Origin of the sequence: Alkalihalobacillus sp. CinArs1 (assembly GCF_947387515.1) — a bacterium.
GTDB lineage: Bacteria > Bacillota > Bacilli > Bacillales > Guptibacillaceae > Guptibacillus.
Map to the genome: position 1 here is coordinate 512,204 of NZ_CANDOB010000002.1, position 26,627 is coordinate 538,830.

The 26,627-nt window shown below is 45.3% G+C and carries 28 protein-coding genes and 1 pseudogene; 24 read left to right on the forward strand and 5 right to left on the reverse strand.

Annotated elements, in window-relative coordinates; translation table 11 throughout:
* The first annotated feature begins 180 nt into the window (after window positions 1–180).
* From larE to PFZ69_RS11175, 11 genes and pseudogenes are all read left to right on the forward strand, one after another.
* Complete coding sequence (gene larE, locus PFZ69_RS11125) at window positions 181–999, forward strand: ATP-dependent sacrificial sulfur transferase LarE (protein WP_270181151.1); 819 nt, start codon at window positions 181–183, stop codon at window positions 997–999.
* An 18-nt stretch (window positions 1,000–1,017) separates the two neighbouring features.
* On the forward strand, window positions 1,018–1,785 hold the full coding sequence (gene larB / locus PFZ69_RS11130; protein WP_270181152.1) for a nickel pincer cofactor biosynthesis protein LarB: 768 nt from the start codon (window positions 1,018–1,020) through the stop codon (window positions 1,783–1,785).
* Between the two features lie 13 nt (window positions 1,786–1,798).
* Window positions 1,799–3,151: pseudogene (gene larC, locus PFZ69_RS11135) on the forward strand (nickel pincer cofactor biosynthesis protein LarC).
* 17 nt (window positions 3,152–3,168) lie between these two features.
* The gene (locus PFZ69_RS11140; protein ID WP_270181153.1) at window positions 3,169–4,932 is read left to right on the forward strand and encodes a sigma-54-dependent Fis family transcriptional regulator; all 1,764 of its coding nucleotides are present in this window, start codon (window positions 3,169–3,171) and stop codon (window positions 4,930–4,932) included.
* Window positions 4,933–5,220: 288 nt separating this feature from the next.
* Complete coding sequence (locus PFZ69_RS11145; RefSeq protein WP_270181154.1) at window positions 5,221–6,537, forward strand: four-carbon acid sugar kinase family protein; 1,317 nt, start codon at window positions 5,221–5,223, stop codon at window positions 6,535–6,537.
* Window positions 6,538–6,557: 20 nt separating this feature from the next.
* A complete protein-coding gene (locus PFZ69_RS11150; protein WP_270181155.1) occupies window positions 6,558–7,589 on the forward strand; it encodes a TRAP transporter substrate-binding protein in 1,032 nt (343 codons plus the stop codon).
* Between the two features lie 72 nt (window positions 7,590–7,661).
* Entirely contained in the window at window positions 7,662–8,153 is a 492-nt protein-coding gene (locus PFZ69_RS11155) for a TRAP transporter small permease (RefSeq protein ID WP_270181156.1), read from the forward strand.
* Window positions 8,150–9,427: a TRAP transporter large permease gene (locus PFZ69_RS11160; protein ID WP_270181157.1), complete on the forward strand. Its 1,278-nt coding sequence runs from the start codon at window positions 8,150–8,152 to the stop codon at window positions 9,425–9,427. The genes PFZ69_RS11155 and PFZ69_RS11160 overlap by 4 nt, the downstream gene beginning before the upstream one ends.
* A gap of 17 nt (window positions 9,428–9,444) precedes the next feature.
* Window positions 9,445–10,446 carry a 4-hydroxythreonine-4-phosphate dehydrogenase PdxA gene (pdxA, locus tag PFZ69_RS11165; protein WP_270181158.1) on the forward strand — a complete coding sequence of 334 codons (1,002 nt, stop codon included), beginning with the start codon at window positions 9,445–9,447 and terminating at the stop codon, window positions 10,444–10,446.
* 69 nt (window positions 10,447–10,515) lie between these two features.
* Entirely contained in the window at window positions 10,516–11,760 is a 1,245-nt protein-coding gene (locus PFZ69_RS11170) for a lactate racemase domain-containing protein (RefSeq protein ID WP_270181159.1), read from the forward strand.
* An 81-nt stretch (window positions 11,761–11,841) separates the two neighbouring features.
* Entirely contained in the window at window positions 11,842–12,453 is a 612-nt protein-coding gene (locus tag PFZ69_RS11175; protein ID WP_270181160.1) for an urease accessory protein UreH domain-containing protein, read from the forward strand.
* A gap of 61 nt (window positions 12,454–12,514) precedes the next feature.
* Here the strand turns inward: PFZ69_RS11175 and PFZ69_RS11180 are convergent, their stop codons facing one another.
* Window positions 12,515–13,594 (reverse strand): CdaR family transcriptional regulator, encoded by a 1,080-nt coding sequence (locus tag PFZ69_RS11180; protein WP_270181161.1) that lies wholly within the window; start codon window positions 13,592–13,594, stop codon window positions 12,515–12,517.
* Between the two features lie 143 nt (window positions 13,595–13,737).
* Here PFZ69_RS11180 and PFZ69_RS11185 point away from each other — a divergent pair, with 143 nt between their 5' ends.
* From PFZ69_RS11185 to PFZ69_RS11205, 5 genes are all read left to right on the forward strand, one after another.
* The gene (locus PFZ69_RS11185; protein WP_270181162.1) at window positions 13,738–14,901 is read left to right on the forward strand and encodes a glycerate kinase; all 1,164 of its coding nucleotides are present in this window, start codon (window positions 13,738–13,740) and stop codon (window positions 14,899–14,901) included.
* Window positions 14,898–16,019 carry a 2-keto-3-deoxygluconate permease gene (locus PFZ69_RS11190; RefSeq protein ID WP_270181163.1) on the forward strand — a complete coding sequence of 374 codons (1,122 nt, stop codon included), beginning with the start codon at window positions 14,898–14,900 and terminating at the stop codon, window positions 16,017–16,019. Before PFZ69_RS11185 ends, PFZ69_RS11190 begins: the two co-directional genes overlap by 4 nt.
* Before the next feature lie 59 nt (window positions 16,020–16,078).
* A complete protein-coding gene (gene larA / locus PFZ69_RS11195) occupies window positions 16,079–17,341 on the forward strand; it encodes a nickel-dependent lactate racemase (protein WP_270181164.1) in 1,263 nt (420 codons plus the stop codon).
* A gap of 128 nt (window positions 17,342–17,469) precedes the next feature.
* Window positions 17,470–17,724, forward strand: coding sequence for a hypothetical protein (locus tag PFZ69_RS11200; RefSeq protein ID WP_270181165.1), 255 nt, complete (start codon window positions 17,470–17,472; stop codon window positions 17,722–17,724).
* A 798-nt stretch (window positions 17,725–18,522) separates the two neighbouring features.
* Window positions 18,523–18,762 carry a hypothetical protein gene (locus PFZ69_RS11205; protein ID WP_270181166.1) on the forward strand — a complete coding sequence of 80 codons (240 nt, stop codon included), beginning with the start codon at window positions 18,523–18,525 and terminating at the stop codon, window positions 18,760–18,762.
* 99 nt (window positions 18,763–18,861) lie between these two features.
* On the opposite strand, the gene PFZ69_RS11210 is transcribed toward PFZ69_RS11205, so the two are convergent.
* From PFZ69_RS11210 to PFZ69_RS11220, 4 genes are all read right to left on the reverse strand, one after another.
* Window positions 18,862–19,725, reverse strand: coding sequence for an IS3 family transposase (locus PFZ69_RS11210; RefSeq protein ID WP_442865150.1), 864 nt, complete (start codon window positions 19,723–19,725; stop codon window positions 18,862–18,864).
* Complete coding sequence (locus PFZ69_RS21025; RefSeq protein ID WP_442865152.1) at window positions 19,722–20,042, reverse strand: transposase; 321 nt, start codon at window positions 20,040–20,042, stop codon at window positions 19,722–19,724. The genes PFZ69_RS11210 and PFZ69_RS21025 overlap by 4 nt, the downstream gene beginning before the upstream one ends.
* 141 nt (window positions 20,043–20,183) lie before the next feature.
* Window positions 20,184–21,470: a purine/pyrimidine permease gene (locus PFZ69_RS11215; RefSeq protein WP_270181168.1), complete on the reverse strand. Its 1,287-nt coding sequence runs from the start codon at window positions 21,468–21,470 to the stop codon at window positions 20,184–20,186.
* 145 nt (window positions 21,471–21,615) lie between these two features.
* A complete protein-coding gene (locus PFZ69_RS11220; RefSeq protein WP_270181169.1) occupies window positions 21,616–22,146 on the reverse strand; it encodes a hypothetical protein in 531 nt (176 codons plus the stop codon).
* 163 nt (window positions 22,147–22,309) lie between these two features.
* Between PFZ69_RS11220 and PFZ69_RS11225 the strand changes: the two genes are divergently transcribed.
* The 8 genes from PFZ69_RS11225 to PFZ69_RS11260 all read left to right on the forward strand — a co-directional run bounded on the left by PFZ69_RS11225 (window position 22,310) and on the right by PFZ69_RS11260 (window position 26,592).
* Window positions 22,310–22,576, forward strand: coding sequence for a hypothetical protein (locus PFZ69_RS11225; RefSeq protein WP_270181170.1), 267 nt, complete (start codon window positions 22,310–22,312; stop codon window positions 22,574–22,576).
* Window positions 22,577–22,706: 130 nt separating this feature from the next.
* Entirely contained in the window at window positions 22,707–23,441 is a 735-nt protein-coding gene (locus PFZ69_RS11230; RefSeq protein ID WP_270181171.1) for a M48 family metalloprotease, read from the forward strand.
* Between the two features lie 131 nt (window positions 23,442–23,572).
* Window positions 23,573–23,773 (forward strand): helix-turn-helix transcriptional regulator, encoded by a 201-nt coding sequence (locus tag PFZ69_RS11235; protein WP_270181172.1) that lies wholly within the window; start codon window positions 23,573–23,575, stop codon window positions 23,771–23,773.
* Window position 23,774: 1 nt separating this feature from the next.
* On the forward strand, window positions 23,775–24,086 hold the full coding sequence (locus tag PFZ69_RS11240; protein WP_270181173.1) for a hypothetical protein: 312 nt from the start codon (window positions 23,775–23,777) through the stop codon (window positions 24,084–24,086).
* Between the two features lie 153 nt (window positions 24,087–24,239).
* Window positions 24,240–24,641 carry a hypothetical protein gene (locus PFZ69_RS11245; protein ID WP_270181174.1) on the forward strand — a complete coding sequence of 134 codons (402 nt, stop codon included), beginning with the start codon at window positions 24,240–24,242 and terminating at the stop codon, window positions 24,639–24,641.
* Between the two features lie 225 nt (window positions 24,642–24,866).
* Window positions 24,867–25,130 carry a SunI/YnzG family protein gene (locus PFZ69_RS11250; RefSeq protein WP_270181175.1) on the forward strand — a complete coding sequence of 88 codons (264 nt, stop codon included), beginning with the start codon at window positions 24,867–24,869 and terminating at the stop codon, window positions 25,128–25,130.
* A gap of 287 nt (window positions 25,131–25,417) precedes the next feature.
* Window positions 25,418–25,624, forward strand: a complete 207-nt coding sequence (locus PFZ69_RS11255; RefSeq protein WP_270181176.1) for a hypothetical protein — start codon at window positions 25,418–25,420, stop codon at window positions 25,622–25,624.
* A gap of 20 nt (window positions 25,625–25,644) precedes the next feature.
* Window positions 25,645–26,592, forward strand: coding sequence for a phosphotransferase enzyme family protein (locus PFZ69_RS11260; protein WP_270181177.1), 948 nt, complete (start codon window positions 25,645–25,647; stop codon window positions 26,590–26,592).
* The last annotated feature ends 35 nt before the right edge of the window (window positions 26,593–26,627 follow it).

Consider the following 26,627-nt stretch of genomic DNA (forward strand, 5'->3'; position numbering starts at 1 on the left):
TTACTTTCTCCAGGTATTGGTTTATAATTGAGGTGTTGCAAAATGCATAAGGGTAGAATTGTTGTTTAATAAAACGTAGATGAACCGACTTATTTTGCAACGTTTTTTTATAACATTGTTGTAAACGGTTACAGTCGGCTTTTCTTAAGACGATACATAAGTCGGAGAGGTGATGAACGGGTGTTAGAACATAAATACGAAAATTTGAAAGCGATTTTACGAGAAATGAAGAGTGTGGTCGTCGCGTTTTCTGGCGGTGTGGATAGTACGTTCCTATTAAAAGTCGCGATCGACGAACTAGGAAAAGAGAACGTTCTCGCGGTAACGGCGGATTCTGAGACGTATCCGAGCAGTGAGTTAGAAGAAGCGAAGGAGCTTGCGGTTTTGATCGGTGCGCATCATCAGGTGATCGAGACGTCAGAGCTTGCGATTCCTGGGTATACGCAGAACGATGAAAATCGATGCTATTTCTGTAAAAACGGTTTGTTCGAAGAAGTGATGCCGATCATGAAAGAAAAAGGATTTGAGAATGTCGTGTACGGTTTGATCGCGGATGACATGAGTGAATACAGACCTGGTGCGCGGGCAGCGAAGGAACATAACGTGCGTGGACCGCTTCAGGAAGCGGAGTTTTACAAAGAAGACATTCGTACATTGTCAAAAGAACTGGGACTCCCGACTTGGGAGAAGCCTTCCTTCGCTTGTTTATCATCGCGCATCGCGTATGGGGAAGAGATTACGCAGGAGAAATTGACGAAGGTCGATAAGTCTGAGGCGTATGTGAAGAGTCTCGATATCAAACAGGTTCGCGTTCGGACGCATGGGGATATGGCGCGGATCGAAGTCGAGCCGAAGGATATGCAGGTGGTGTTGGACAATCATCGCAGTATTTCTAAGAAGCTGCAGTCGTTCGGATATCAGTATGTCACGATCGACCTTGAAGGATATAAGAGCGGCAGCATGAACAAAGTGTTAGAAGTCGAACAATCTACTATATAAACGAAGAGGTGTTTCACGATGAGAGAGAGAAACGTAGATGACGTTCTACAGCGAGTGAAGGATGGGAGTCTAGGAGTTGAAGATGCGAAGAGCCTTCTCTCGAAGTTTGAAGATATCGGGTTTGCAAAGGTCGACCATCAGAGAGAAGAGCGGACGGGCTTTCCTGAAGTCGTGTACGGAGAGGGCAAGACGCCTGAACATATGGTCGAGATCTTAAGTTCTCTGAAGCGCCATACAAACCGCGTTCTCGCAACGAGGATCTCACCTGACAAGGCGGCATTTGTGATGGAACAAGTAGAAGATCTTACGTACAATGAAGCAGCTCGAACGCTGTACTGGAAGCATCCAGACGAACCAGAGGTCCTCTATGGCGGGTACATCGCCGTCGTGTGCGCAGGGACGTCCGATCTTCCTGTTGCAGAAGAAGCGGCTGTCACGGTTGAAGCGTTCGGTGCATCCGTGAAACGGATTTACGACGTTGGTGTAGCGGGCATCCATCGCCTTTTCCATCACCTTGACGAGATCGAGAACGCGACGGTCGCGATCACGGTCGCTGGGATGGAAGGTGCGTTAACGAGCGTTGTTGGCGGCTTGATCAGTAATCCGATCGTAGCCGTGCCAACAAGCATCGGGTACGGAGCAAACTTCCAGGGGCTCTCCTCTCTCCTTTCCATGCTTAACGCTTGTTCACCTGGCATCAGCGTGATGAACATCGACAACGGCTTTGGAGCAGGATACTATGCGACATTAATTCATAAAAATCATCGTGATACGATAATCGATTAACTGGGGGAAGAAGATGAAAACACTATACCTTGATTGTTTCTCAGGAATCAGCGGCGATATGACGATCGGAGCGCTCCTCGATCTAGGTGCGGACTACTCCGTACTTGAGCGCGACATCGCGAAGCTTAATATTGAATCAGAATACAAGTTGAAAACGTATAACGTGGTGAAACAGGGTGTTTCTGCAACGAAGTTTGATGTGCTCCTTACACATGAGGAAGAGCATCACCATGATTACGGTCACGATCATAGTCATGACCACGACCACAATCACGGTCACGAGCACGATCATAGTCATGACCACGTCCACGGTCATCATCATGGCCACGATCATGATCATAGTCACGATCACCACCATCGCCACTACACGGACATCGTTGACATGATCAATCGTGCTGAACTCAATGAAAACGTGACGAAGATGGCGCTTTCTGTTTTTGAAAAGATCGGCCGAGCGGAAGCGAAGATTCACAACATGCCGTTTGAAAAAGTACATTTTCACGAAGTGGGAGCGGTTGATTCGATCGTGGATATTGTGGGTGCGTGTATCTTGATCGATTCTCTCAACGTGACGAGGATCGTTTCTTCTCCTGTTCCAGTAGGCAACGGGCGTATCCGCATCGCGCATGGGATTTATCCGGTACCGGCGCCTGCGACGTTAGAGTTACTGAAAGGGATTCCGATTCAAGAGACGGCGATCAAAGGAGAAGTGACAACGCCGACAGGGGGCGGTATATTAGCTGCGCTTGCGAACGATTTTGGTCCGATGCCTTCGTTTGTTGTCGAGTCAGTCGGGTATGGAGCGGGTACGAAGGATTTCCCGGATCACCCGAACGTTCTCCGAGCGGTTCTAGGCAGTTAAGAATGGAGGTCGGTTTTGATGTCTCAACCTTTTTCGCATAAGGAGGAACATATCGACGACGAGATGCTGAAGGTCGAAGTGAACCTCGATGACATGCCGGGCGAGTGGCTTGGGTATGTGATGGAAAAGCTGTTCGATCACGGTGCGAACGACGTGTTTTATTCGTCGATCTATATGAAGAAAAACCGTCCTGCCATTTTGCTTCAATTACTATGTGACAGGGAAAAGTTAGATGACATTAAGCGTGTGCTGTTCGAAGAAACGACGACGTTTGGGATTCGTTACTACCCGATCTCCGTTCATCGCCTCGAGCGATCGTTCGATGAAATCGAGACGGAGTGGGGACCTGTGACGATTAAACGAGGCGTCCATCGTGGAGAAGCCGTCGAAAGTGCTCCTGAATACGAGGATTGCAAAGCGATCGCGGAGAAATATGAGATTCCGATCAAAGAGGTATACCGCGTCGTATGGGAGAAGCTTCGTCATCAGAAGTGGGAATTTTAACCAGAAGGTGAAACGATATGATTAAAGCATTAGTAATCGCTCCTTACGAGGGGCTTATCGAAATCATGCGTGACATAGACGTTGAAGATTTCGAGATCCATACCGCGCTCGGGAACCTGTATGAAGGGGTAGAGGTCGCGAAACAGTATGAGAAGAATGGGTTCGACATGATTATCAGCCGTGGGGGAACCGCTTCACTCGTTCAAGAAGTCGTGTCGATTCCGGTCATCGATATACAGGTGTCGGGCTATGATATCCTCCGTCTTTTGACGCTCGTGAAGGGCTTTTCAGGAAAAGCTGCCATCGTAGGGTTTCCGAATATTTCTCAAGGTGCTTCAACGATTTGTGACCTCCTCGATCTTGATATCAATACGCTCACGATCGAGAAGGACCATGAAGTTGAGGAAAAGTTGAAGAGCTTGAAAAACGACGGATATGAAGTTGTGATCGGAGACGTGGTCACTATTGAAACAGCGAAGCAGCTTGGCATGAACGGGGTGCTCATCACATCTGGCAAGGAAGCTGTGATGGAAGCGCTGGATGAAGCGCGACGAGTGTTTGGCCTATTTTCAGAGCTACATAAAGAAGTATCGCTGTATCAGTCGATCATCGACTCTGATGAGCGGTTGATCGGTGTGATGGATAGGAAAGGGAAAGTGATCTGTTCGAATAAACGGTTTGAAAACGCGTTTTCTAGAGAGAAGATCGAGAATTCTCCTCCGATTCTAGACATCGTAAAAAACACGTCATCTACGCTGCAAAAGAAAATGGTGACGGTTGAAAATCAGCTCTGGCACCTCACGACGAATGAGGCGGAAGAGCGCGTGATCCTGTATATGGAGAAAGCTTTTCCGAATCAATCCCAAGGTGGGATAGAAGAGCGGAAGGAATATGCGATCGATGTTGTCACAGCCGTTCCTCACTTTCTCTTGACTGGAAAGAGTGAACAGATGCAGGAAGTGATCAAACAGGTTGAAAAATATAGTCGAATGGACGAGCCGCTGTGGGTGATCGGAGAAACCGGCACAGGGAAGGATTCGGTCGCTCAGTCGATCTACTTGAAAAGCAAGCGAAACAATGAACCGTTCATTACGATCAACTGTGAATTACTAAAAGAAGGTCAGATATCTGATTTGATTGAGGAACAGTTCTTTACGAACCATGCTGAAGGGGTCGTGCACCTGAAGCGCATCGACCGGTTAGACGTACGGGCTCAAAAAGAACTGTATCATTATTTGCGTAATGAAACAGATAAGCTTCCAAGGTTGATCGTTTCATCAAAAGATGAGCTTCGTATGGATGAAGGGGATGCGACGATCGATCATGATTTATTCACGCTCCTCGCACGCTTAATCATCTATCTTCCACCTCTTCGAGAACGTGCGCAGGATATCGAGAACTTGATTCCTGTGTTCATTTCTGAATTTCATTCGAAATACGGAAAACAGATCGTCGGGGTAAGACAGGATGCGATGCATGAGCTGAAGGAATATGACTGGCCGCGTAACGTCGATCAGCTGAAGCAGGTAATCGAACAACTCGTGCTCCACTCGAACTCGTACTACATCGAGAAAGACGCCGTATTATCACTGATCGACCTGTTAAAGCAGCGTCCGAAGGTTGAAGGAGATGGCAGCTGTACGATTGAAGTTAGCGGATCATTAAAGGATATCGAAAAGAAAATCATTCAGAAAGTTCTTGAGGAAGAAGAGATGAATCAATCCAAGGCTGCGAAGCGGCTTGGTATTAATCGATCCACACTTTGGCGCAAGCTTAAATAAAGCTTGCGTCTTTTTTTGTTGTAAAGAAAAGGAAATGAAGCACTGAAAAACAGCTCTAGTGTTTCAATATGCAACGAACATGAGGTGTTTGCTGAGTTTTTAGAAAATAATTCGGTTTTTTACTAGATTTGTTTGAAATTTGTATTGTTAAATGCAACGCTTTCATTTACTATAATTCTTGTAAGCGTTTTAATATGTTCGAAAATAAAACATCATGACTTTGTTGCTAGTCTAAAAGGCTTAGGTTTAGAGAAAGAGAAACATAGCGGAAAGGGGGGAGAAGCGGGTTTGAAATTAGCAGTGATCGCAGATGATTTAACAGGAGCAAACGATACGGGCGTCCAATTTGCGAAGCAAGGGTTAGACACGACCGTCTTGTTTCCAGATACGGTCTTACAGCCAGCGCATCTTGATGGAGACGTCATCGTGTTGAATTCAAACAGCAGAGCGCTGCCAAGAGAGAACGCGTATCGCATCGTGAAAGACGTATCGTCACAGCTTTATGAGTTAGGCGTAACATCAGTCTTAAAGAAGATCGATTCTACGATGAGAGGAAACGTTGGTGCAGAAATCGACGCCGTGATGGATGTGTATGATTTTACAACAGCATACGTTGTTCCGGCTTTTCCGAAAAGCGGACGCATCACCGTTGAAGGTGTCCACTATGTCGATGGCATTCCGCTCGATGAAACTGAAACGGCGAACGATCCGACTTGCCCGGTCAATAAGAGTTACTTGCCAGAACTATTGCAAGAGCAGAGTAAACGAGAAATCGCGCGTATTTCGATAAGTGATGTTCGAGAAGGAAAAGAACAGCTCGCATCAAAAATGAAAGCGCTGTCCCACGGGGGATCTAAGCTGGTCGTCGTCGATGCTGAAACGGACGAGGAGTTACATACGATCGTCGAAGCGAAGAAGCTTTTAGATGAAGATGTCCTTTGGGTCGGATCGGCCGGAATCGCGTATCACCTTTGTAACTCGATTCAAGAACGCGCGAAATCGCAGCATCAGGTTGAGACAGAGCTTCCATTACTCGTGGTTGCAGGAAGTATCAGCGCTATCACCCAAAAGCAAGTGGAGGAATTAAAGAAAAAGACGGCGATTCAAGAAGTTGTGATTTCGCCCCATCACTTTTTAAGTAACGAGACGCGAGGAAGTGAGATCGACCGAGCTGTCGAACTTGGAAACGCGTACTTGGAGCAAGGTGATGTGATCGTCTCCACAAAACGTGATCCTGAAGCGATCGACGAGGTGAGGAAGGTTCAGCAGTCGCTCGGCATCACGAACATGGATGTTGGCAGCCGAATCGCAGATGCGCTAGGTGAGATCGCGGGTCGTTTGATCGACAGGAAACGAATTCAGGGCGCTGTCTTAACGGGTGGCGACATTGCCGGCGCAACCTGCAAAGTTCTGAATGGAAAAGGCATCCGCATCATTGGAGAAGTGGAAGACGGACTTCCTTATGGAGAGTTGCTTGGTGGCCGATACAACAGGCTGCCGCTTGCGACGAAAGCAGGGTCGTTCGGCAGTGAACAGGCACTTGTAAAGGCGCTTGAAACGTTACGGGCCGTTACGAAACACGCATATGAAAAGGTTCAAAAATAACTCATATTGGAGGAAACAAGATGAAGAACATTAAGAAGAAAGTATTGGGTGCTGTGTCAGTACTAAGTCTAGGTGCACTTGTTGCTTGTGGTGGAACGGATCAGGAAGCAAGTTCGAACGGTGAAGCGGCTTCTAACGACACGAAAACGCTGCAAGTCGGCATCACGCTTGCTGAGGATTCTCATTACTACAAAGGTCTTGAGCATTTCGGTGAACTCGTTGAAGAAAAGTCTGACGGTGAGCTTGCGATCGAAATCTTCCCGAACGGTTCATTAGGTGGAGAGCGTGACATGGTTGAAAGTCTACAGGTTGGCTCTCTTGATATGGTCTTATCTTCAACTGGTCCTCTAGGTGGATTCGCACCAGAGATCAACGTCGTTGACCTTCCATTCCTTTTTGAAAGTCGTGAACATGCGTACAAGGTGCTTGACGGTGAAATTGGACAAAGTCTACTAACAAACCTTGAAGACCAGAGCTTAAAAGGCCTTGCATGGTGGGAAAATGGATTCCGTCACGTGACGAACAGTGAGCGTGCGATCGAAAAGCCTGAAGATCTTGAAGGCTTGAAGATCCGTACGATGGAAAACAACGTACACCAAGATTCCTTTAAAGCACTAGGTGCAGACCCGACTCCAATGTCCTTTACTGAGCTATTCACAGCACTACAACAAGGCGTTGTTGATGGACAAGAAAACCCTGTTCCAATCATTTCGACTTCTCGTTTCTATGAAGTTCAAGATCACTTAACGCTAACGGGTCACTTCTATTCTCCAGCTGCCCTTCTCGTAAGCTCTCAAGTGTTTGATGGTTTAACAGAAGATCAGCAAAAAGCGCTACAAGAAGCAGCGGTTGAAGGTGCAGAGTATGAGCGTGAGCTTGTTGCTGAGATGGAACAAGAAATGATTTCTGGATTAAAAGACGAAGGCATGAACGTGGTTGAAGAAGTTGACAAGAAGGCATTCCAAAAAGCGACTGAATCTGTATACGAAACATATGCGGATCAAGTTGGAGAAGATCTGATTAAGAAAATCCAGGATGCTGCAAACGAATAAGAAAGCATGAGACTTATGATGCGGGGATGACCTCCCCCATCATATTGTTGTATGGGGGAGGTTTAGATACATATGAATGCCATCATAAAGACGATCGATCGATTTAATAAACTACTAGGTGTCGTCCTTGCTCTTCTCATCATGGTGATGTCCGCCGTTATTTTCTATCAAGTGTTCTCGCGGTTTGTTTTAGAAGATTCATTGCGCTGGTCAGAAGAATTGGCAAGGTACATCATGGTCTGGAGCGTGTTTATCGGTTCTGCACTTGCGATCAGAAAACGCGATCTCATCTCGGTCGATGCGATCAAAGAACTGATGTCCGCTCGCGCACGGAACATCTTGAATATTGCCGTCTATTTAGTGAGCATCGTGTTTCTAGCGATTCTCGTAAACTATGGATTTGTTTTAGTAGGAAATATCTCGGCACAGCTTTCTCCTGCGATGAATATTTCAATGGCGTGGGCGTATTCAGCCATTCCAATCGGCTCTCTGTTGATGATCATCAACTGTGTGGCTGTGATTTTAGAAGTGATCTTGGACCTAAAGGGGGGCAGTGAACAATGACAACGGTATTATTAACAACGATGTTAGTTCTGTTCCTCTTTACGGTTCCAATCGCGCTTGCGATCGGATTAGCTTCAGCGATTGCGATTTGGCTAACAAGTGATCTCCCGATGCTCGTTATCGTTCAGCGTATCTTTACGTCGCTCGATTCGTTCCCGCTGATGGCGATTCCGTTCTTCATTTTGGCAGGTGCCTTGATGGAAACGGGAGGCATCTCAAAACGACTCGTCCATTTCGCAAATACACTCGCTGGTTCCATGACGGGTGGACTTGCAGGTGTAACGGTCATCACGTCGATGTTCTTTGCAGCGATTTCTGGATCGAGTCCAGCGACAGTAGCGGCGATCGGTTCGATCATGATCCCTGCGATGGTTGCGAGGCATTATGATGTGAACTTCGCATCCGCTGTCCAAGCAGTATCGGGTGCGCTCGGCGTTATCATCCCACCGAGTATTCCGATGATTCTCTACGGAGTAGTCGTAGGTGTTTCGATCGGTGACTTGTTTATGGCAGGCATCATTCCTGGTCTACTGATCGGGTTCTCATTGATTTTAACAGCGTTTATCTTTTCAAAGCGACGCGGGTACAAAGGAACAGAGCACTTTACATGGGCAGAGCGCTTCACAGCATTTAAAGATGCAATCTTCGCCCTGTTGATGCCGACGATCATCCTTGGTGGAATCTACGGAGGGATCTTCACACCAACGGAGGCAGCGGTCGTCGCTGTTGCATACGCCCTCATCATCGGCGTGTTCGTTTATAAAGAAATCAAACTGAAAGACCTGATTCCAGTGTTTGTGAAATCAGGGTTAACGACGTCCGTGATCATGCTGATCATCGGTACGGCAGGTCTACTAGGCTGGCTGTTGACGAAGGAGCGCATTCCTCAAACGGTCGCACAGTCCTTTATGAGCTTTTCGGATAACCCGTTCGTGTTTTTATTGATCGTGAACATCTTCCTACTCATCGTAGGAATGTTCTTCGAAACGTCTGCATCGGTCATCATCTTAGCGCCGATCCTCGCACCGATTGCGATCCAACTCGGTGTTGATCCGGTCCATTTCGGAATCATCATGGTCGTGAACCTTGCGATCGGAATGGTAACACCACCGCTTGGCGTCAACTTGTTCGTTGCGATGCAAATATCCAGGATACGATTAGAAACGTTATCAAAAGCGGTCCTGCCGTTTTTATTCATCTTGATCGTCGATGTGTTACTCATCAGTTATATACCGGAGATATCACTATTCCTAGTGGAACTTTTCGATAAGTAAAAAAGGAGGACGAACGCATGGCTAAACCAATTATTGCGATTACGATGGGCGATCCGTCTGGCGTAGGACCTGAAATTATCGTAAAATCATTTCAAGACAAAGCGGTACATGAAAACTGTGACCTATTTGTGATCGGTGATGAAAAGATGCTCAAGAGGGCGATCGACGTAACGGGTGTCGACCTTCAAGTGAGAAGCATCACTTCACCTGAGGAGGCATCATTTACACACGGAACGATCGATGTTGTCGATCTTGATCTCGTTAGTGAAGACCTTCCGTGGGGCGAAGTGTCAAAAGAAGCTGGAAACGCAGCGTTTCGCTATTTAGAAAAAGCGATTTCGTATGCGAACGAGCAAAGCATCCAGGGCATCTGTACGGCACCTCTTAATAAAGAAGCGCTTCATAAAGCGGGGCATATTTACCCGGGCCATACCGAAATTTTAGCAGAGCTTACAAATACGAAAGACTTTGCGATGATGCTTTCCGCTCCAGGACTTCGCGTCATCCATGTGACTACACACATCGGTCTCATCGATGCGGTGAATAAGATCGACGTTGAGCGTCAGTACACGGTGATCAAGCTTGCACACGAAACGCTCCAAAAAGCTGGGATCGAGAAGCCGAAGATCGCGGTTTGTGGGATCAACCCTCATGCTGGGGAGAACGGGCTTTTCGGAAACGGTGAAGAAGAAGAGAAGATCATTCCTGCCGTTGAAAAAGCGCAAGCTGAAGGCATCGATGTTGTCGGGCCGCTCCCAGCAGATACGCTTTTCTTCAGAGCGAAGCGCGGGGACTTCGATATCGTCGTCGCGCAGTACCATGATCAAGGTCACGGACCGATCAAGGTGCTCGGGCTTGAGTCTGGCGTGAACATCACGGTTGGACTCCCAACGATCCGTACGAGTGTGGACCATGGAACGGCATTCGATATCGCTGGGAAAAACATCGCAGATGAAAAGTCGTTGAAAGAAGCGATCCGGATGGCCTATGAGTTAGCGCCGACAAAGGTAGTAAAATAAAGAACTCAGCGATAGCAAGAGACACCTCTGTCTCTTGCTATAGTCGTTATAAAAAAGGAGTGGAGACAGATGGCATTTCCAAAGGTTGCGAAGATCAGGCAATCGTTTGACGTTGAAAGCATTCAAGACGTTTCAACCGTCATCGAAGAGCAGTTTTCATCGATCGAAGCGAATCAGAAAATAAAGCCAGGGATGGAGATCGCGATTACAGTCGGAAGTCGCGGCATCGCAAACATCCCGACGATCGTGAAAGGAATCGCGGATGAAGTGAAGAAGCTTGGCGCGACACCTTTTATCATTCCTGCGATGGGAAGTCACGGTGGCGCGACAGCGGAAGGTCAAATCGAAGTGTTGGACGGACTCGGGGTGACGGAAGCGTCGACGGGTTGTGAGATTCGGTCATCGATGGATGTTGTTGAGATTGGGAAAACATCTGCAGGGATTCCCGTCTACATCGATAAGCATGCGTATGAAGCAGATGGCATCATCGTCATGAACCGCGTCAAGCCTCACACTGATTTTAAGAAAGATATCGAAAGCGGCGTCCTGAAGATGGCTTCGATCGGCATGGGAAAACACAAGCAGGCGCTCGCTTTACATACACACGGAATCAAAGGTATCCGAGACATGATGCCTGAAGTCGGGCAAGTTGCAATCCAAAACTCGAAGACGCTTTATGGTGTTGCAATTGTAGAAAATGCGCACGAAGACACGGCAATCATCAAAGTAATGGAGCCAGAGAACATTCTTGAAGAGGAAAGAAAGCTTCTAAAACGTGCTTTTGCGTTCATGCCGAGCTTACCGGTCGAAGACATCGACATCCTCGTCGTCGATGAAATCGGGAAAAACTACAGCGGGACCGGGATGGATACGAACATCATCGGACGCATCCGTGTGCTTGGAGTCGAGGAGCCTGAGCTTCCTCGAGTGAAGTATTTGATCGCATCGAACTTAAGTGAAGCGAGCCACGGGAACGCGCTTGGCATCGGACTCGCTGATCTCACGACGAAAAGACTCTACGAGAAGATCGATATGAAAGCGATGAACGAGAACGTGATTACGAGTACCTTTCTTGATCGCGCAAAGATTCCGATCGTGCTTGAAAACGATCAAGATGCATTGAAAGCTGCCCTTCGCGCGACGTGGGGAGTTGAGGATGAAGAAGCGAGAATCGTTCGGATTCCGAACACGCTTCATATCGGTGAGATGTTTGTTTCAGAAGTGATCTATGATGAGCTGAAACATTTTGATCATATTGAAACGTTAGAAGAACCGCGTGAAATGGTGTTTGATGAAAACGGTTATTTTGTATAGGATTAAAGAACAGCTTTAGGTAGAGCTGCCTCTTTTAAGGCATCTACCTTTTTCTATTGAATGTAAGAAAAGAGGGAAGATATGGTCAGCAGCTTAATGTCGGTTTTATTCGTTGGACTTATTCTTGGTATCAAACATGCGATCGAACCCGATCACGTGATTGCGGTTTCGACCGTTGCGAGCAATACAAAGAAATGGTGGCGTTCCTCCTTGGCGGGAATTTTCTGGGGGATCGGTCACACAGCGACGCTTTTTATCGTCGGCATCATGGTCATCGCGCTGAAAGGCACGATACCTGAGGGATGGTCACTTTGGATGGAAGTGATCGTCGGTGTGATGCTCGTTTATCTTGGATTTAAGAGTATCGTACTTGCTAGGAAGCAGAAAGCAGGTCACGCACACGATCAGAAATCTCCGTATTTGAAGTCAGTCGTAATCGGGAGTATTCATGGGTTAGCGGGAAGCGGTGCGCTCGTTCTTCTCACGATGTCATCCGTCGATCACATCTGGGAAGGCGCGTTGTACATTCTTATGTTCGGACTTGGGACCGTTATTGGAATGCTCTTTTTCACAACAGTTCTCGCGGTACCATTTCTGCTGAGTAAATCAAAGAGCATTCACTACAACCTGACGCGATTCGCAGGACTTGTCAGCGTAGTGTTTGGGGTTTATTACATGTATAGCGTGTGGTAGGAAAACATTTTTAGCACAAAAAAAGCATCTGTTCAACAGGTGCTTTTTCTATAGCGTATTGTTAATCACTGCTCTCCGGCATCCATAGCGCCATCTGTAGCGTCAGCGCATCTCGAAATTCCCTCGGGTCGTAGCCGGTGTCTTTTGTGATTTTATTCAAGCGGTACACAAGCGTATTTCGGTGGATGAACATCGCTTCAGACGTTTGTTGGATGTTGAGGTTGTTTTCAAAAAAAGCTGTTAACGTACTTTCATACTTTTCGACGGTGTCCGTGACGATTCTTTTTCGAAACCGAACGGCTTCTGTGGAATTCGTTTGATGAAGAAGGGCCTGCGGTTCAATGTCTGCATAAAAAATAAGCTGTTGATTAGTGACAATCTCGAGTGCGAGCTTACAGTCCTGATAGGCCTGACTGAAGTCATCGAACGTGGTGATCACATTACTAACGGCAAGTCGATAATCAAGAGACAGTCGGTTCAATTCTAAAGAAATTTGGTCAAGAGGCTTTTTCTCATCCCCAACCCCACAGAGGCTAATAAACAACGTGTTCACATTAATGAATCCAACGAGCGCATCGTGTTGAGAGATGCAACGTTCGATTCGTTGAATCAACTCATGATTCGGCATGGAGCGGTTGCCAATCTGAACGACTAAAATCGTATAGGGAGAAGGGAGATTGAGTTCGATTAATTTCATCCCACGTTCAATTTGTTCGTAGGAAGGGGCGGTTCTCAACAGTTCCTCGATAATCATCTCTTTCGTTCGCTGCTTCCATTCTAGCTGCCGTGCGATAAATTCCTGTTTGATCATGAGTTCTGTCGTCATTTTTACGAGGCCGCCAACATCGTTCATTTCATCAGGATTTCCGGTGATTCCGATAACACCGACCACTTGGTTTTGGAATGAGATGGGAAGGTTGAGACCAGGTTGGGTGCCACGCCATTTTCCATCATCATTTTTATAGATCGCTAAAGGCTCTTTTGTATTCAGTACTTCGAGGGCACCTTCATGGATCTGGTCGATTCTCTCAGCGTCTCCAGAACCGATGATGACGCCCTTTTCGTTCATGATGTTCACGTTTCGGTTCAGGCGGAGTGAGGTCTCAATGACAATCGTTTTGGCGATTTCTCTCGTTAACATGGGTGACGAACCTCCTTTTAGTTACTATTGACAAAATATTTAGATGAATCTGTATCTTTTTTATACATTATAGACAACGCATTCATTCGTCAAGGGACGTATAATTGGTTGTAAGATGAAAGCGTTTTCTAGGAGGTGCAGACATGAAGATTGTTATTGCTCCAGACTCCTTTAAAGGGAGTTTATCGGCCGTTGAAGCTGCTGAAGCAATCGAGCGGGGAGTGAAGAAGGCTCTCCCTGAAAGCGACGCGACGATGGTTCCGATCGCAGATGGCGGCGAAGGAACGTTAGAGACGCTTGTCGTCGCAACAGGCGGTTTTACGAGAAGCGTTACGGTGATGGGACCGCTTGGTGATGACGTGGAAGCGATCTACGGCATTCTGGGTGATGGTGAAACGTGTGTGATCGAGATGGCGAGTGCTTCAGGAATCGGCCTCGTGCCGAAGGGGGAGTTAAACCCATTTCTCGCGACGACATACGGTACAGGTGAACTGATCGCTGAGGCGCTTGATGACGGATACCGGAAATTCATTCTGGCGATCGGAGGATCTGCGACGAACGATGGCGGTGCCGGTATGCTGCAGGCATTGGGTGCTCGTCTTCTAAATGAATTAGGTGGCTCAGTAGGCTTTGGAGGCGGTAATCTAAAACACGTTCGTAAAATCGACCTGGAGGGATTTGACGAGAGAGTTGCAGACAGCACGTTTCTCATCGCTTCGGATGTTGAAAATCCTCTGATCGGACCATCTGGTGCTTCTTTCGTATTCGGTCCTCAAAAAGGTGCGAGTGCTGAAGGTGTAGAGGTATTAGATCAACACCTCGAACACTGGGCAGATGAAGTTGAGCGAACAACAGGCGTTAGACTTCATGACAAGCCTGGCGCAGGTGCAGCAGGAGGAATAGGCGGAGCGTTTCAAGCGTTCTTTCCTTCTAGGATGGAACGAGGGATCGACGTTGTGATCGCCTATACGGATCTTGAGGAAAAGCTCGTCGGCGCGGAACTCGCCATAACCGGTGAAGGACAGGTCGATTCACAGACCGCATCCGGTAAAACGCCGATGGGTGTTGCGCAAGCAGCGAATGACCTTGGTATTCCAACGGTCGTCATCGCTGGTTCTGTTGGGGACGGAATCGAGGCTCTTTACCCTTATGGCGTCATAGGCGTACATAGTATGGTGAACCGGCCGATGACGTTAGATGCCGCGATGAAGGAAGCGTCACGTTTATTAGAAAGCAGTACAGAACAAGTCGTTCGATCGTTTTTCCATAGTCATGTTCAAAACAAACAAGGGGGTCTTGTTTTATGAGAATTAAGCAGACGATTGAAAAAGTTCCTGGTGGTTTGATGGTTGTCCCATTGATGTTTGGTGCCTTGATCAACACGATCGACCAGATGCACCTTCCTTTTATCATGAATGCGTTAGAAGCGCTCGGCGTTTCTCCAACTGAAGAAGGATATTACGAAATGCTTCGTATCGGAGGCTTTTCTGAAGCCCTCTTCAAAAACGGTGCACTCGTGTTGATCGCACTCTTCTTGTTCTCAGCTGGTAGTCAGATGAACTTACGTATCGGCGGATCCGCACTGAAAAAAGGTGTGCTCCTCACGACGACGAAGTATCTTACAGGGCTATCTGTTGGTCTATTGTTCGGTTATTTCTTCGATCCGATGTCAGGCTTATTCGGACTATCCACGCTTGCGATCATCGCAGGGATGACGAATGGAAACGGTGGAATGTACGCCGCATTGACGAGTCAGTATGGAAACCGTTCAGATGTCGGTGCTGTCGCGATTCTATCGTTAAACGATGGTCCGTTTTTAACACTTCTTGCGCTAGGATTATTAGGTTCGAGCTTCCCGATCATCGCCTTTATCGCAGTGCTTCTACCGATTGCGATCGGAATGCTGCTTGGTAACCTAGACAGTGAGATCAGAGAGTTTTTAAAGCCTGGAGAAATTCTACCGGTTCCATTCTTCGCATTCGCGTTAGGGGCTGGAATGAACCTTGCGAACTTCTTTAACCCAGAAGTTGTAGCAGCGGGTCTAACGATCGGTATCTTAACGACCGTTCTGACAGGTGGTACAGGAATTCTTGTCTTTAAACTATTCAAAGAAAAAAGTTACATCGCACCGGTTTCGGAAGCGTCAACGGCAGGTAACGCAGCGGCAACTCCAGCCGCGATCGCAGCAGCCGCGTCCGTTTCTGCAGGTTCAGGCATGATGTCCGCTGGGGAAGCGGCGTCGTTTCAAAGCATCGCTGCGATTGCGACAGCACAAATATCAATCGCGACACTCACAACAGCGATCTTATGTCCGATCGCCGTCATCCTCGTCGATCGTTATCAGCGAAATAAAGGCATCGATGGTACGGCTGAACAGACTGAACAAAAGAAAACAGCTGAGCGTAAGGCGGTTGAATCTGCGTAGTAAGCGCCTTTTAGGGTATACAACGAGTAATCTTTGCTAGAGAAAGAGAGGGAGCGAACTTGGAAACGACATTACTTTATGGAAAAGAGAACTTGACCATCGATTTGCCTGAAAACGCATTCGTGGTCGAACCAAAGAACCTGAAGCCACTTGATGATGAAAAGGAAAGCATTAAAGAAGCGTTTAAGAATCCGATCGGCACACCGCCTCTAAAAGAGATGGTGAAGGAGTCCGATACGGTCGCGATCGTCATCAGCGACATCACGCGACCAACGCCGAACCACATATTAGTTCCACTTTTGATTGAAGAACTAAGTCACGTTCCGCTAGAAAACTTCGTGATCATCAACGGAACAGGTACTCACCGTGATCAGACGCGTGAAGAGTTCGTCGGGATGCTAGGGGAATGGGTCGTCGATAACATCCGCATCATAAACAACCAATGTCACGACAAGGAGACGCTCGTGAACCTCGGTGAAAGCAAGTTCGGTTGCGATGTGTATTTGAACAAAGAATACGTGAACGCAGATTTCAAAATCGTAACGGGATTCATCGAACCGCATTTCTTCGCAGGGTTTTCAGGAGGTCCAAAGGGGATTATGCCTGGCATCGCCGGAATCGAAACGATCATGACGTTTCATAACGCGCGCATGATCGGTGACCCGCTCGCGACCTGGGGAAACATGGTCGATAATCCTGTTCAAGATATGACGAGAGAGATCAATGCGATGTGTAAAGCAGATTTCATGCTGAACGTGACGTTAAATAAAGAAAAAGAAATTACAGAAGTGTTCGCAGGAGAACTTTACGAAGCGCATGACAGAGGCTGTGAGTATGCGAAGGAGCATGCGATGGTTAAGTGCGATGAACGGTTTGATGTTGTTATCACGTCGAACTCCGGTTATCCGCTCGACCAAAACTTATACCAAGCTGTAAAAGGTATGAGTGCGGCGCATAAGATCGTAAAGGAAGGCGGCGCGATTCTCGTCGCGTCTGAGTGTTCGGATGGCTTACCGAGTCACGGAAATTATTCGAAGATCTTCGAAATGGCAGACAGTCCACAAGAGCTGCTCGACATGATCAACAACCCGGAATTCAAGATGTTCGATCAGTGGCAGGTACAGAAGCAAGCGGTGATTCAAGTGTGGGCGGATGTACACGTGTACTCGAAGCTTACGGAAGAACAGGTGAAGGGTGCTATGTTGAAGCCGATCCACAACATGGAAGAGACGTTAGATGAATTAAAGAAAACGTATGGGGAAGATATGTCGGTCGCGGTGCTGCCGCTCGGACCGCTCACGATTCCTTATGTTGAAGAATGACTCCTGGATAGGGGTCATTTTTATGGGACGGAACCTCCAGGGGAATTCACTTCTATAGGCTTTTGCCCAATCGCCTCTCCGCCACACCACATAGACTATCGTGTAGGAACGAATGAGGGGGGCTTTTGGTGTATCGAGCGTTTGGAAGACCCGTGTACCATACTGGTCACGGCGGCTATATTCCTGGGTATGGGTATCATCACGGGCATGGCACCTATATCCCGGGCTACGGGTATCATCATGGACACGGCACGTATGTACCAGGGTACGGCTATCACCATGGTCAAGGCGGATATGCTCCTGGATACGGCTATCATCACGGACAAAGCGGCTATTCCCCGTGGTATGGGTACCACCACGGACATGGAACGGTTTATCGATAGGGAAAGTGGAATCATGGGGTGGTGCTCATGGTTCTTTTTTTGTTTGGGGCTATAAAAACGGAGCGTGGATTCTGGTTTCGCCGATAAAATCTCGGTTTCGCTGATAAAATTGATTTTTCGCCGATAAAAGTAATGAAATCGCTGATATACTCTCTTATTTCGCTGATAAAATGAAAAGATCGCCGATATGTGCTCCCTGGAGTGCTCCGAGCACCCTCTGGAGCGCTCAAAATAACCGAAAGTCCGCGCGGGACTTTCGGTTTAGTTCGTTAGCGAGTCTTTCAAACAGCTTCGACAGTAAATCGTGCCGTTTTCTTTGTAGTATCTTTTTAAGTTCGTCATTCCAAGGCCAGTTTGTAGGTTACTTTGGAAGAAGTAGTCTTCTAAGTACTCAATCTTCTTTTTGCATACATCACAATAAATTTTTGCGGTAAACAGAGTGATCCCTCCAACGCGATATGAGTTACGTGTTAGTATACATGATTTTAAGGATAAAGCGGTTAGAAATCTGTGCATAATAAAAGATTTTCATCGCTCCACCGTTGAATTTGATTGATGAATAGGAGGATTACCATGAACATTTCTACGATAATGGACCAGATTGTTTCACCAAAACCCTACGTCCGTGGAACGGATATGATGTGGACGGATCCACATATCTCTAAGTATTTGTTAGAAGCACACCTCAACCCGAATAGTGGTGCGGCCAGTCGCACATTTCGAAATATACAGGTTTTTCAGTCCGGATCCTTATCTTTGTTTAACTGAACGCTATCATTTTCCAGATCTCAATGCGCATTGGACCAACATATTGTCCTCCATGAAGACGATACTACAAAACTCTATCGTTTTTGGAGTCACTATTTAAACGAAAAAGATGTAACCGATTTGTTTTTACCGTTTGGGTTTACTAGTGTTGATTCGGTTAGGGGTGTTCTTAAAGGAGACGAAGCGTATCATGATGAAGGCGTTGTGTTTTATGCAATCAGAACGGTTGAAGGAAATGAGGGGATTTTATCATCCAAACAACAGAACTAGAAAGGGATTCTATTAAAACTAGCTGTGAAAATCAATTAGCGACGTAACAAAAAACCACGGAGACTGGAATTACCCCTGTCAAGTAGACAGTATAAAAAACTACGCTGCCAACGCGTGTCGATATTCAATCGGCGCGCGTTGCTTTAACTTCTTCTGAAAACGTCTGTAGTTATAGTGGTAGATGTAATCCTCAATTGCTTGTCTGATTTCTTTTTCTGATTTACACTTATTGATATACAACTTCTCTGTTTTGAGATGCGAAAAGAAGGATTCAATGCAGGCATTATCCAGGCAGTTTCCTTTGCGAGAGTGGCTGCCCTTAATGTCATATTCTTTTATTCGTGTGTTGTATGCCTTAGACGTATACTGAAAGCCTTGATCCGAATGGAGCACGGCTTCAGTTACGTCTTTTTTCTTGGTCCATTGGCCTACAGTATCCAAAACAAGTTCCAAATCATTTCTTTTAGAAAGCTTCCAGCTTACAATCTCATTGTTAAATAAATCTTGAATCACCGATAAGTAATAGAATCGTTTTCCATCTGATACATAAGTAATGTCCGTAACCATTTTTTGGTTAGGTCCATATGCTTTAAACTTTCGTTTTAATCTGTTTGGATAGATGACAGACGGCGTGTACCCATGCCTTTTTCTCTTTTTACGAATGACCGATTGAATGCCCATTTCCGTCATCATCCGATAAACTTTTTTGTGTTTAATCTGGTAACCACTTTCTTTAAGTAAACGCGTCATGGTAGGATAACCTGTTTCTGGATGCAGAAAATGAATGCCCATCATATGCATTTTGATGTCATGATCTTGATTATCCCGTTCTTCTCGCTTTGCTTTACAGGCTCTCCATTTGTAATAGCTTGATGGCTGTAGGGAAGCAATCTCTAATAACCAGCTAACAGGAGTTTCTTCCCTTAATTCTTCGACGGTTTCATATTTTATTAATTGTGTCACTTCCCCTCGTTTTCTAGATTTTGATATTGCTTTTTTAAATAGTCCACCTGCGCCTTCAGGTAATCTCTTTCTTCTTCGATTGTTTTAAAGTTTGTTCTTGGCCTGCCCTTCATAGGAGTTGTCCCACCTTGACTTCGGGAATCAAACGCATCACCGTTCTTCCACTTCTTAACCCAGACTTTAAGCTGTGTACAACTTCTTAATCCAATTTCTTCAGCTAGTGCTTCATAACTTTTAGTACCGTTTACATATCTCATCACGGCATTATGTTTAAACTCGTCTGTGTACTTCTGAAACCTCTGTCCTTTTTTAGCCATAGAAAATCCCCTCTAAGTATTATTCTTACCTCCACAATATCATGGAGGCTTTTTTGAATGTCTACTTAAAGGGGATAATATCAGACGGGTGGTTTTTTTAAAAAGAAGTAAGTTTGGGACAACTTTTTTGTCATGTCGCTATTATTGGTTACTCCGCCACAACTGTTCGAGCACAATTACAAGTCCAGTTCCAACAAGTAGCCCGTTGCTCATCACATTTTGGACGAGGGTTGGCAGCTCACGAAACACTTCTGATGGAAGGAACATCGCTCCCATGCCGAACAGGTAGGCGACACCGATGATCGTTAGTTTCCTAGAATCGAGTGGTTCTAGGGTGAAGCTCTTGATGCCAATCGCAACAAGTTGAACGAATGACGCCATGAGTGCGGCGTTTGCAACAGGAGAGGGGATGCTTGAAATCAATGCCATGATCGGTGGGAAAAAGGCAAACAACACTAATAAAATTGTAGCGTACACGAACGGTCTCTTACGCCTTTGTCCGGTAAGAGCTATGAATCCGGATGACGTTGCGGATGGTACGTTCGCAACGGTAGCCATCCCTCCCGCAATGATGTGGTTGATGCCAGAGAACATCGTCCCTTTGTTCATCTGTGTACCGCGTTCTTCCCCGTCACGACCTAACGTTTGCCTCACAGCGACGATCGAGGCAACGATGTTGGATATCGAAATGATTGCAGTAATAAATGCGATCGGTAAAACGCTCAAATCAAATTGAGGCGGGCCGAATGCGAATAGCTCCGGTACGGAGAATAAGCTGTAGGATGCTTGCTCCTGTCCGCCTAGTATGACTCGGAAAAGCACCCAGCCGATGATGATGCCGATAAAGACAGCGTAGCTGCTCACCCACCCTCTACCGAACGTCGATAAGCCGATCACGCAAAAGAAGGTGAGGAAAGCAATGACCGCTTCTGTTCCTTGAAAGGTGTCTGAGCTTCCTTGTATTCCTAGCATCCCTTTCAGAAGCGGGCCGCTTAACTGAACGGTTAACAATAAGAAGAACGATCCCGTTACGAGCGGGGTGAAGATCGGCAAGATTTTTTGCGAAATCTTAAAAGCTCCGAATAAAAAAAGGAAGCCACCCGTTACGATCATCGTTGTTTCTAACGTTTGTAACGTTCCTAAGTAAGTGCCGCCACCTTGCACGCTTGTCACGGCCATCACGGTGAAGATGCTAACCCAAATGCCAGCTGGAATTTCCATGATGGGGAGGCGGTGTCCGAATAGCGCCTGAAGTAGGGAGGCGATGCCAACGGTGAAGAATGTTCGCTGCATAAGCCCTGATACTTGTACAAAATTAAGTTCATAAATCGATCCGATTACAATGGGCAAGGCAACCGCACTCGCGATTAGAAACACGAACCATTGAAAGGTTTCTAGCATGTCGGTTGCCAGGCTGGGTTTTGCCACGTTAAACGCTCCTTTGATTTTCTCTTTGAACAACCCCATTAGTCTATCATGTCTTTCAAGGAAAGTGGTGGAAGACTATAGGGGGAATTCAATTCATAGGAGAGGGAGCTTACCCTATTTTAGAATAAGTTTCCTTATTTCGCTTTTAGTTCCTTTGCTGAATGATTGAGTTCGCAATTTCCACCATATTTTCTTCATTAAAAGGTGATTCTTCACCAGGGGCCACAACGCCTTGTATTGAGAATAGTGCATTCTCGTTTTTACTCAGCCACATGAGCTCCAATATCCCGTCGTTTTCCTTGTAATAACCATCGATATCATTACTAAGTTGTTGATTTGGTTCACTGCCCATCGATACGCCTATGTCTTTTTGATCTTTTATCCATAGGTTCAATTGCTTCTTGCCATCTTGGTAATAGATGTCCATCGTATGGGGAGTGAGTTCTGTTCCTGCTTCTCCTTCAATCGTACGAATATCAAGAGGAATGGCATCGAGATCAGGAACCGTAATTTCATTTCTAAATTCCTCTGGTAGTTTTTCAAGTTCGCTTTTTATTTCAGGATGGTTTTCCTTAAGCGCTTCGAGTTCATTTTCCGTAGAGCTAGCACCGCTAGTATTACAAGCTGCTAATACGATGAGTAAACCAGCGATTAAAAAAGTTAGTTTGAGTTTCATATGTATAGCCCTCCTAGTTAGGGTTACGAAACAGAACCGAATACGTTTCAAAACTATAAGAAATGAACTGGAAAGGGACCAAAAGTCACAGCACTGTCAAACTTATTCCCAAAGAGTCCTGCTATAATTAGGTTAGAAGTCATGACAGGAAAGAGGGAATGGTATGAGTACAGAAGCACAGTCCAAACTATTATATTCATTAAGTATTGTTCAGGTGGTTCTTGCTACCTCAATTCTCTTCCTACCACTGATGTACCTAATGTATCCTGAACAGGAAAGTCTTCTATTAGGAAGCTTGATCACATTTGGTGCGCTGAATCTACTAGCTGGTCTTTCGAATCGAATCAAAGGCGAAAACCGGTCTGGCTTATTCTTTTCGATTGCTGGCGTTGTGATTCTTGCTACTGGTGTAAGTTTATTACTCTTTTAAATATCGTACTGTTGGATAGAGGGAACTTCTTGATTTTTCAAGAAGTTCCCTTTTTGTGCTTCTCTGACTGGTATGAATGTTATGATGGTTGGGTGGTTTTATCCATTATTTAGGTGGAGGAGTCTGATGCATGATAGTTTTACAGGTTATTTCTATGACGAGTTTGGTATTCCTCGCTTTACTGAAGTTCGACGTCGTTTCAGTTGGGGTAAGCGATAATATTATTCATTATTTATTCAATGCGAGCGTGATGTTAACGATCTTCAGCATGATTGTACCGCTCGTCTCTTATGCGAAGTTGAAAAGAGCGGGCGTGAAGGAAGAACGTTTTCTAGATGATATCCTTCAGAAAATCGATCCAACGAATAAGACGGAAATTTTTGTTTCGTCGAAGGTTCTGAAGAATAACGCCGCAGCGCTTTATCGAAAAAATGAGATGGTGATTGTAGTTGGAGAAAAGCTTTTACATACACTTGATGAAAAGCAGTTAACGTTTTTGGTCGCTCATGAATACTACCATGTAAAACAGAACCATCTAATTAAGAATGCTCTCTCGTTTATTTTTGTTCTGTCAGGTGTGCCAATCGCTATACTAATCATCACGTCGAATGTAGGATCAATGATTCCAATCATTCCTCTTGTGATCTTTGCATTTGTTACTTATATCTCCTGTTTCATGATGCACTTTGTTTTCTCTAGGAAGCGAGAATTCGAAGCTGATCAATTTGGGAGGTCATTCGTAAAAGCGACTGATGCTAGCGAAACGTTAGAGAAGCTAAAAGAACACAAGTTAGTGGATGAAAAAAGCTTCAGTTTGTTTGCGACGCACCCTTCGATAGAGAAGAGGATAAGCAAGGTAAGCTAATTCGACAGGTACCAGGCACCTCGACAGGTGCCTGGTACCTGTCGAATGTGTGTCAAAACATTTTGACACACAGTTGGGATTATATTACAGTGTAGGTGTAAAGAGTATTTGACATATGAGTGGTGATGAATGTGGAAAATAACATCAAGTTGCTTCGCCAGAAAAGAAACCTCTCGCAGAAAGATCTCGCAACGGCTTGTTCCGTTTCGCGGCAAACGATCAATGCCATCGAGAACAATAAGTATGATCCTACGCTTCATCTTGCGTTTGAATTGGCTTCTGTTCTCGAAACCCCTCTAGAAGAGTTATTTAACTACAAAAGGAGTGAATGAGATGGAGTTACTAATCCAAGGTATCGTGGTTGTCATCTGGATATTCTTAGCAGGATTCCTAACTGGCAAACGAGACTATCCATTTGGCAAGAGTGACGATGAGAGGAAGCGTGAAATCAAGAAGCGCTCGATTACACAGAGTTGGTTAACGGTATTGCTGTTTCTCGTCATCAACGTTTTATATGGTTTCTTTAATATCCGTGGTGGTGCCACAGAACTAAGTAATACAAGTTTAGAGCTATTCTACATAGGAATTGCAGTTCTTTCGTACATGATGTTTTATGGGATTAATTCGAAGAAGATGAGTGCGTAGTTTGTCATTAAAGAAGACGAACGAATGAGGAAAGTTTTGAGATTAATAACACCGAATACATTAGTTTTTACATAATCGACGAAAAGAACAGTGGGAGGTTCATTCCTTACCGCATTCAACATATGTGGTTGATATTCGGAGTAGATATTAAAGGTGTGTGTTCATATCAAATCAATTTTGAAAGTAACCTTAACAGCGGTAACGATGACGATGGGCTGTCTCGTTGGCCTGATGGCATTTGGGTACAAGATGCTCATCCTATCAGATATCCCCGTTTCCTTCACAACAACTGAAGCTATTTGGTCACAGACGTTCTTTTTCGTTTCAACGTTACTCCTAGCAATAGCACTAATGTCATTAAAAAGTAAGCTTGGACGAGGTATTTCGTTAGGCGTACTTGTTCTCATTTTTCTATTCAATCTATTAGTCTTGAAAACTGACATTACGAATGATAGTGCTGCTGTTGCACAGCTTCAATTAGCACCAGTATTGCATATTGGCTTCTTAGTTGTGATAAATCTTTTTCTACTTATGGACAGAGAGAAGAGGCGATGAGGGATTACCACGTTGATGGTAATCCTACTAAACATCGGGGTTGGTACTATTGGGGAGAAGAGAAATTGGTTCATTATTTTACAACAATGATTAAATAAGATGAGGAAATAGTGGAGCAGGAACTAAGTAAAATAGGTTCCTGTTTTTTATATCTTGTATGGAAATTAATTGAAACTTTTCCCACTGCCAATCGTATCTATTACTAAGATGACGGGAGTGAATCACATGCACTTATTTGAGGTTAATGTGACGAAGAAAGATGAAAACCTTGTGATTAAATGGCAGCTAAGTAAGATTGAGATTCCATTATCGGAAATCGTAGAAGTCAATTATGATAATACGTTTGGTGGGGAAGAGAAATCGGCTATCCGGGTTGGCAACCCTTATGCAAGCACGGATACAGTCGTGATCAAGACAACAAAAGACACATACATTTTATTTACGAATATTGGTGGGATGAAGGAAAGAATTTTATCGTATGTAGCTTAGTGACGTTGGAGTATGAGCTTAACATTAAATTGAAAGGAAGTTATTAAATGGAGATCTACGTAGTGGTTCTATTTACGGCAGCTTTTCTATATGTAGCCAATAAAGTAGGAGAAAAGGATACCTACCATATTCATTTACCTGCCATTCGTTAAGAAGCTTATCCAATGTAAGCTTCTTTTTTTAGGAAAACAACGATTGCTGTTTTTACACTGTTTTGAAATAATTGGTAGGAAGGTTAGAGAAGGACAATCGCCGCGAACTACCTAATTCCTTATGGAGGGAGTCATTTGAAGCATCTAGTAAGGAAAGCCATCTACTTAATGATGACACTCTGTATCTTTCTGATCGAGTGGAGAGTGGTAGGGTGGCTTTGGAATAAGTACATACCATTTCATTATAAGACCGATCTGATTGGACTCCTTTTCGTATTACCGGTAATGGTGGGGAGCTCCTTCTTACTAGCAAGTCTCGCAATGAAGGTTTTAAGAGAATAATAGATTTCATGAAGGGAAGAATGACGTTGGTAGAAACGATACGTGAACGACTAAATGAACGATACCCAGTTGATCTAAACAATGTAGAAGCCGTCACAAATGAGATGTATCGGTGTCATGCTGAAGATGGAACGTACTATGCGAGAGTTACGAATTACAAGAGTTTCGATGAGCAGGCAGAGGAAGTGCGCTATACGGAATTTCTACGAAACGAAGGCGTCGGCACATCTCCTGCAATACCGTCACGAAATGGAAACGTTGTTGAAAGCCTTTCGCTTCCAGATAAAGATGTATTAACGGTGCTGTACGAAGCTGCGCCTGGCAAACACCTGCCGCTGAGTCAATGGGACGCAGATGTGTTAAAAGAGCTGGGGCGTCAGATTGGACGACTTCATCGCGCTTCTAAGAAGTTTGAACAAACTCATCCTACCGAGCACATCGATGACTGGTATGCTAGCGGGGAATATGACTTTCTTGCTCATATTCCAGAGGAAGAACGTGCGATCCGAGCAATTGCGGAAGACGTTCATACAACGATTAAGAACATACCGAGAACAGATGAGAATTATGGATTACTGCACGGCGATATCTGGCTAGAAAACACCGTTGTTGATGATGATGGGAATATGACGTTGATCGATTTTCAAGATTGCGAGAAGCATTTTTATATTTTTGACCTAGCCGTACCGATCTATAGTGCGATCGAATATACGTACACAGGTGGAGGCAACATCGTGGACTTTGGACGTGAGATTACGAGTGCGATCCTCGAAGGGTACGAAGAGGAGAATGAACTTTCATCTGAGATGGTGGAGAAACTTCCTCTATTTATCAAGTTAAAAGAACTCTTTGAGTACAGCCTGATGCACATGTACTGGGATAAAGAGAAGCTTACTGAGGACCAGATGCGGATCATGAATCATTTTAGAATGAGGATCGAACGAGGTCATTCGTTTCTTGATCTGTAAGGTTCACTTCTATGAATTTTAGTTGAAAAGAGGAA

Coding starts and splice junctions, on each gene's coding strand:
- larB (WP_270181152.1), top strand. CDS start 1,018: ATGAGAGAGAGAAACGTAGATGACGTTCTACAGCGAGTGAAGGATGGG.
- PFZ69_RS11140 (WP_270181153.1), top strand. CDS start 3,169: ATGATTAAAGCATTAGTAATCGCTCCTTACGAGGGGCTTATCGAAATC.
- PFZ69_RS11150 (WP_270181155.1), top strand. CDS start 6,558: ATGAAGAACATTAAGAAGAAAGTATTGGGTGCTGTGTCAGTACTAAGT.
- PFZ69_RS11155 (WP_270181156.1), top strand. CDS start 7,662: ATGAATGCCATCATAAAGACGATCGATCGATTTAATAAACTACTAGGT.
- PFZ69_RS11160 (WP_270181157.1), top strand. CDS start 8,150: ATGACAACGGTATTATTAACAACGATGTTAGTTCTGTTCCTCTTTACG.
- pdxA (WP_270181158.1), top strand. CDS start 9,445: ATGGCTAAACCAATTATTGCGATTACGATGGGCGATCCGTCTGGCGTA.
- PFZ69_RS11170 (WP_270181159.1), top strand. CDS start 10,516: ATGGCATTTCCAAAGGTTGCGAAGATCAGGCAATCGTTTGACGTTGAA.
- PFZ69_RS11175 (WP_270181160.1), top strand. CDS start 11,842: ATGGTCAGCAGCTTAATGTCGGTTTTATTCGTTGGACTTATTCTTGGT.
- PFZ69_RS11180 (WP_270181161.1), bottom strand. CDS start 13,594: ATGTTAACGAGAGAAATCGCCAAAACGATTGTCATTGAGACCTCACTC.
- PFZ69_RS11185 (WP_270181162.1), top strand. CDS start 13,738: ATGAAGATTGTTATTGCTCCAGACTCCTTTAAAGGGAGTTTATCGGCC.
- PFZ69_RS11190 (WP_270181163.1), top strand. CDS start 14,898: ATGAGAATTAAGCAGACGATTGAAAAAGTTCCTGGTGGTTTGATGGTT.
- PFZ69_RS21025 (WP_442865152.1), bottom strand. CDS start 20,042: ATGGCTAAAAAAGGACAGAGGTTTCAGAAGTACACAGACGAGTTTAAA.
- PFZ69_RS11220 (WP_270181169.1), bottom strand. CDS start 22,146: ATGAAACTCAAACTAACTTTTTTAATCGCTGGTTTACTCATCGTATTA.
- PFZ69_RS11225 (WP_270181170.1), top strand. CDS start 22,310: ATGAGTACAGAAGCACAGTCCAAACTATTATATTCATTAAGTATTGTT.
- PFZ69_RS11230 (WP_270181171.1), top strand. CDS start 22,707: ATGATAGTTTTACAGGTTATTTCTATGACGAGTTTGGTATTCCTCGCT.
- PFZ69_RS11240 (WP_270181173.1), top strand. CDS start 23,775: ATGGAGTTACTAATCCAAGGTATCGTGGTTGTCATCTGGATATTCTTA.
- PFZ69_RS11250 (WP_270181175.1), top strand. CDS start 24,867: ATGCACTTATTTGAGGTTAATGTGACGAAGAAAGATGAAAACCTTGTG.
- PFZ69_RS11260 (WP_270181177.1), top strand. CDS start 25,645: ATGACGTTGGTAGAAACGATACGTGAACGACTAAATGAACGATACCCA.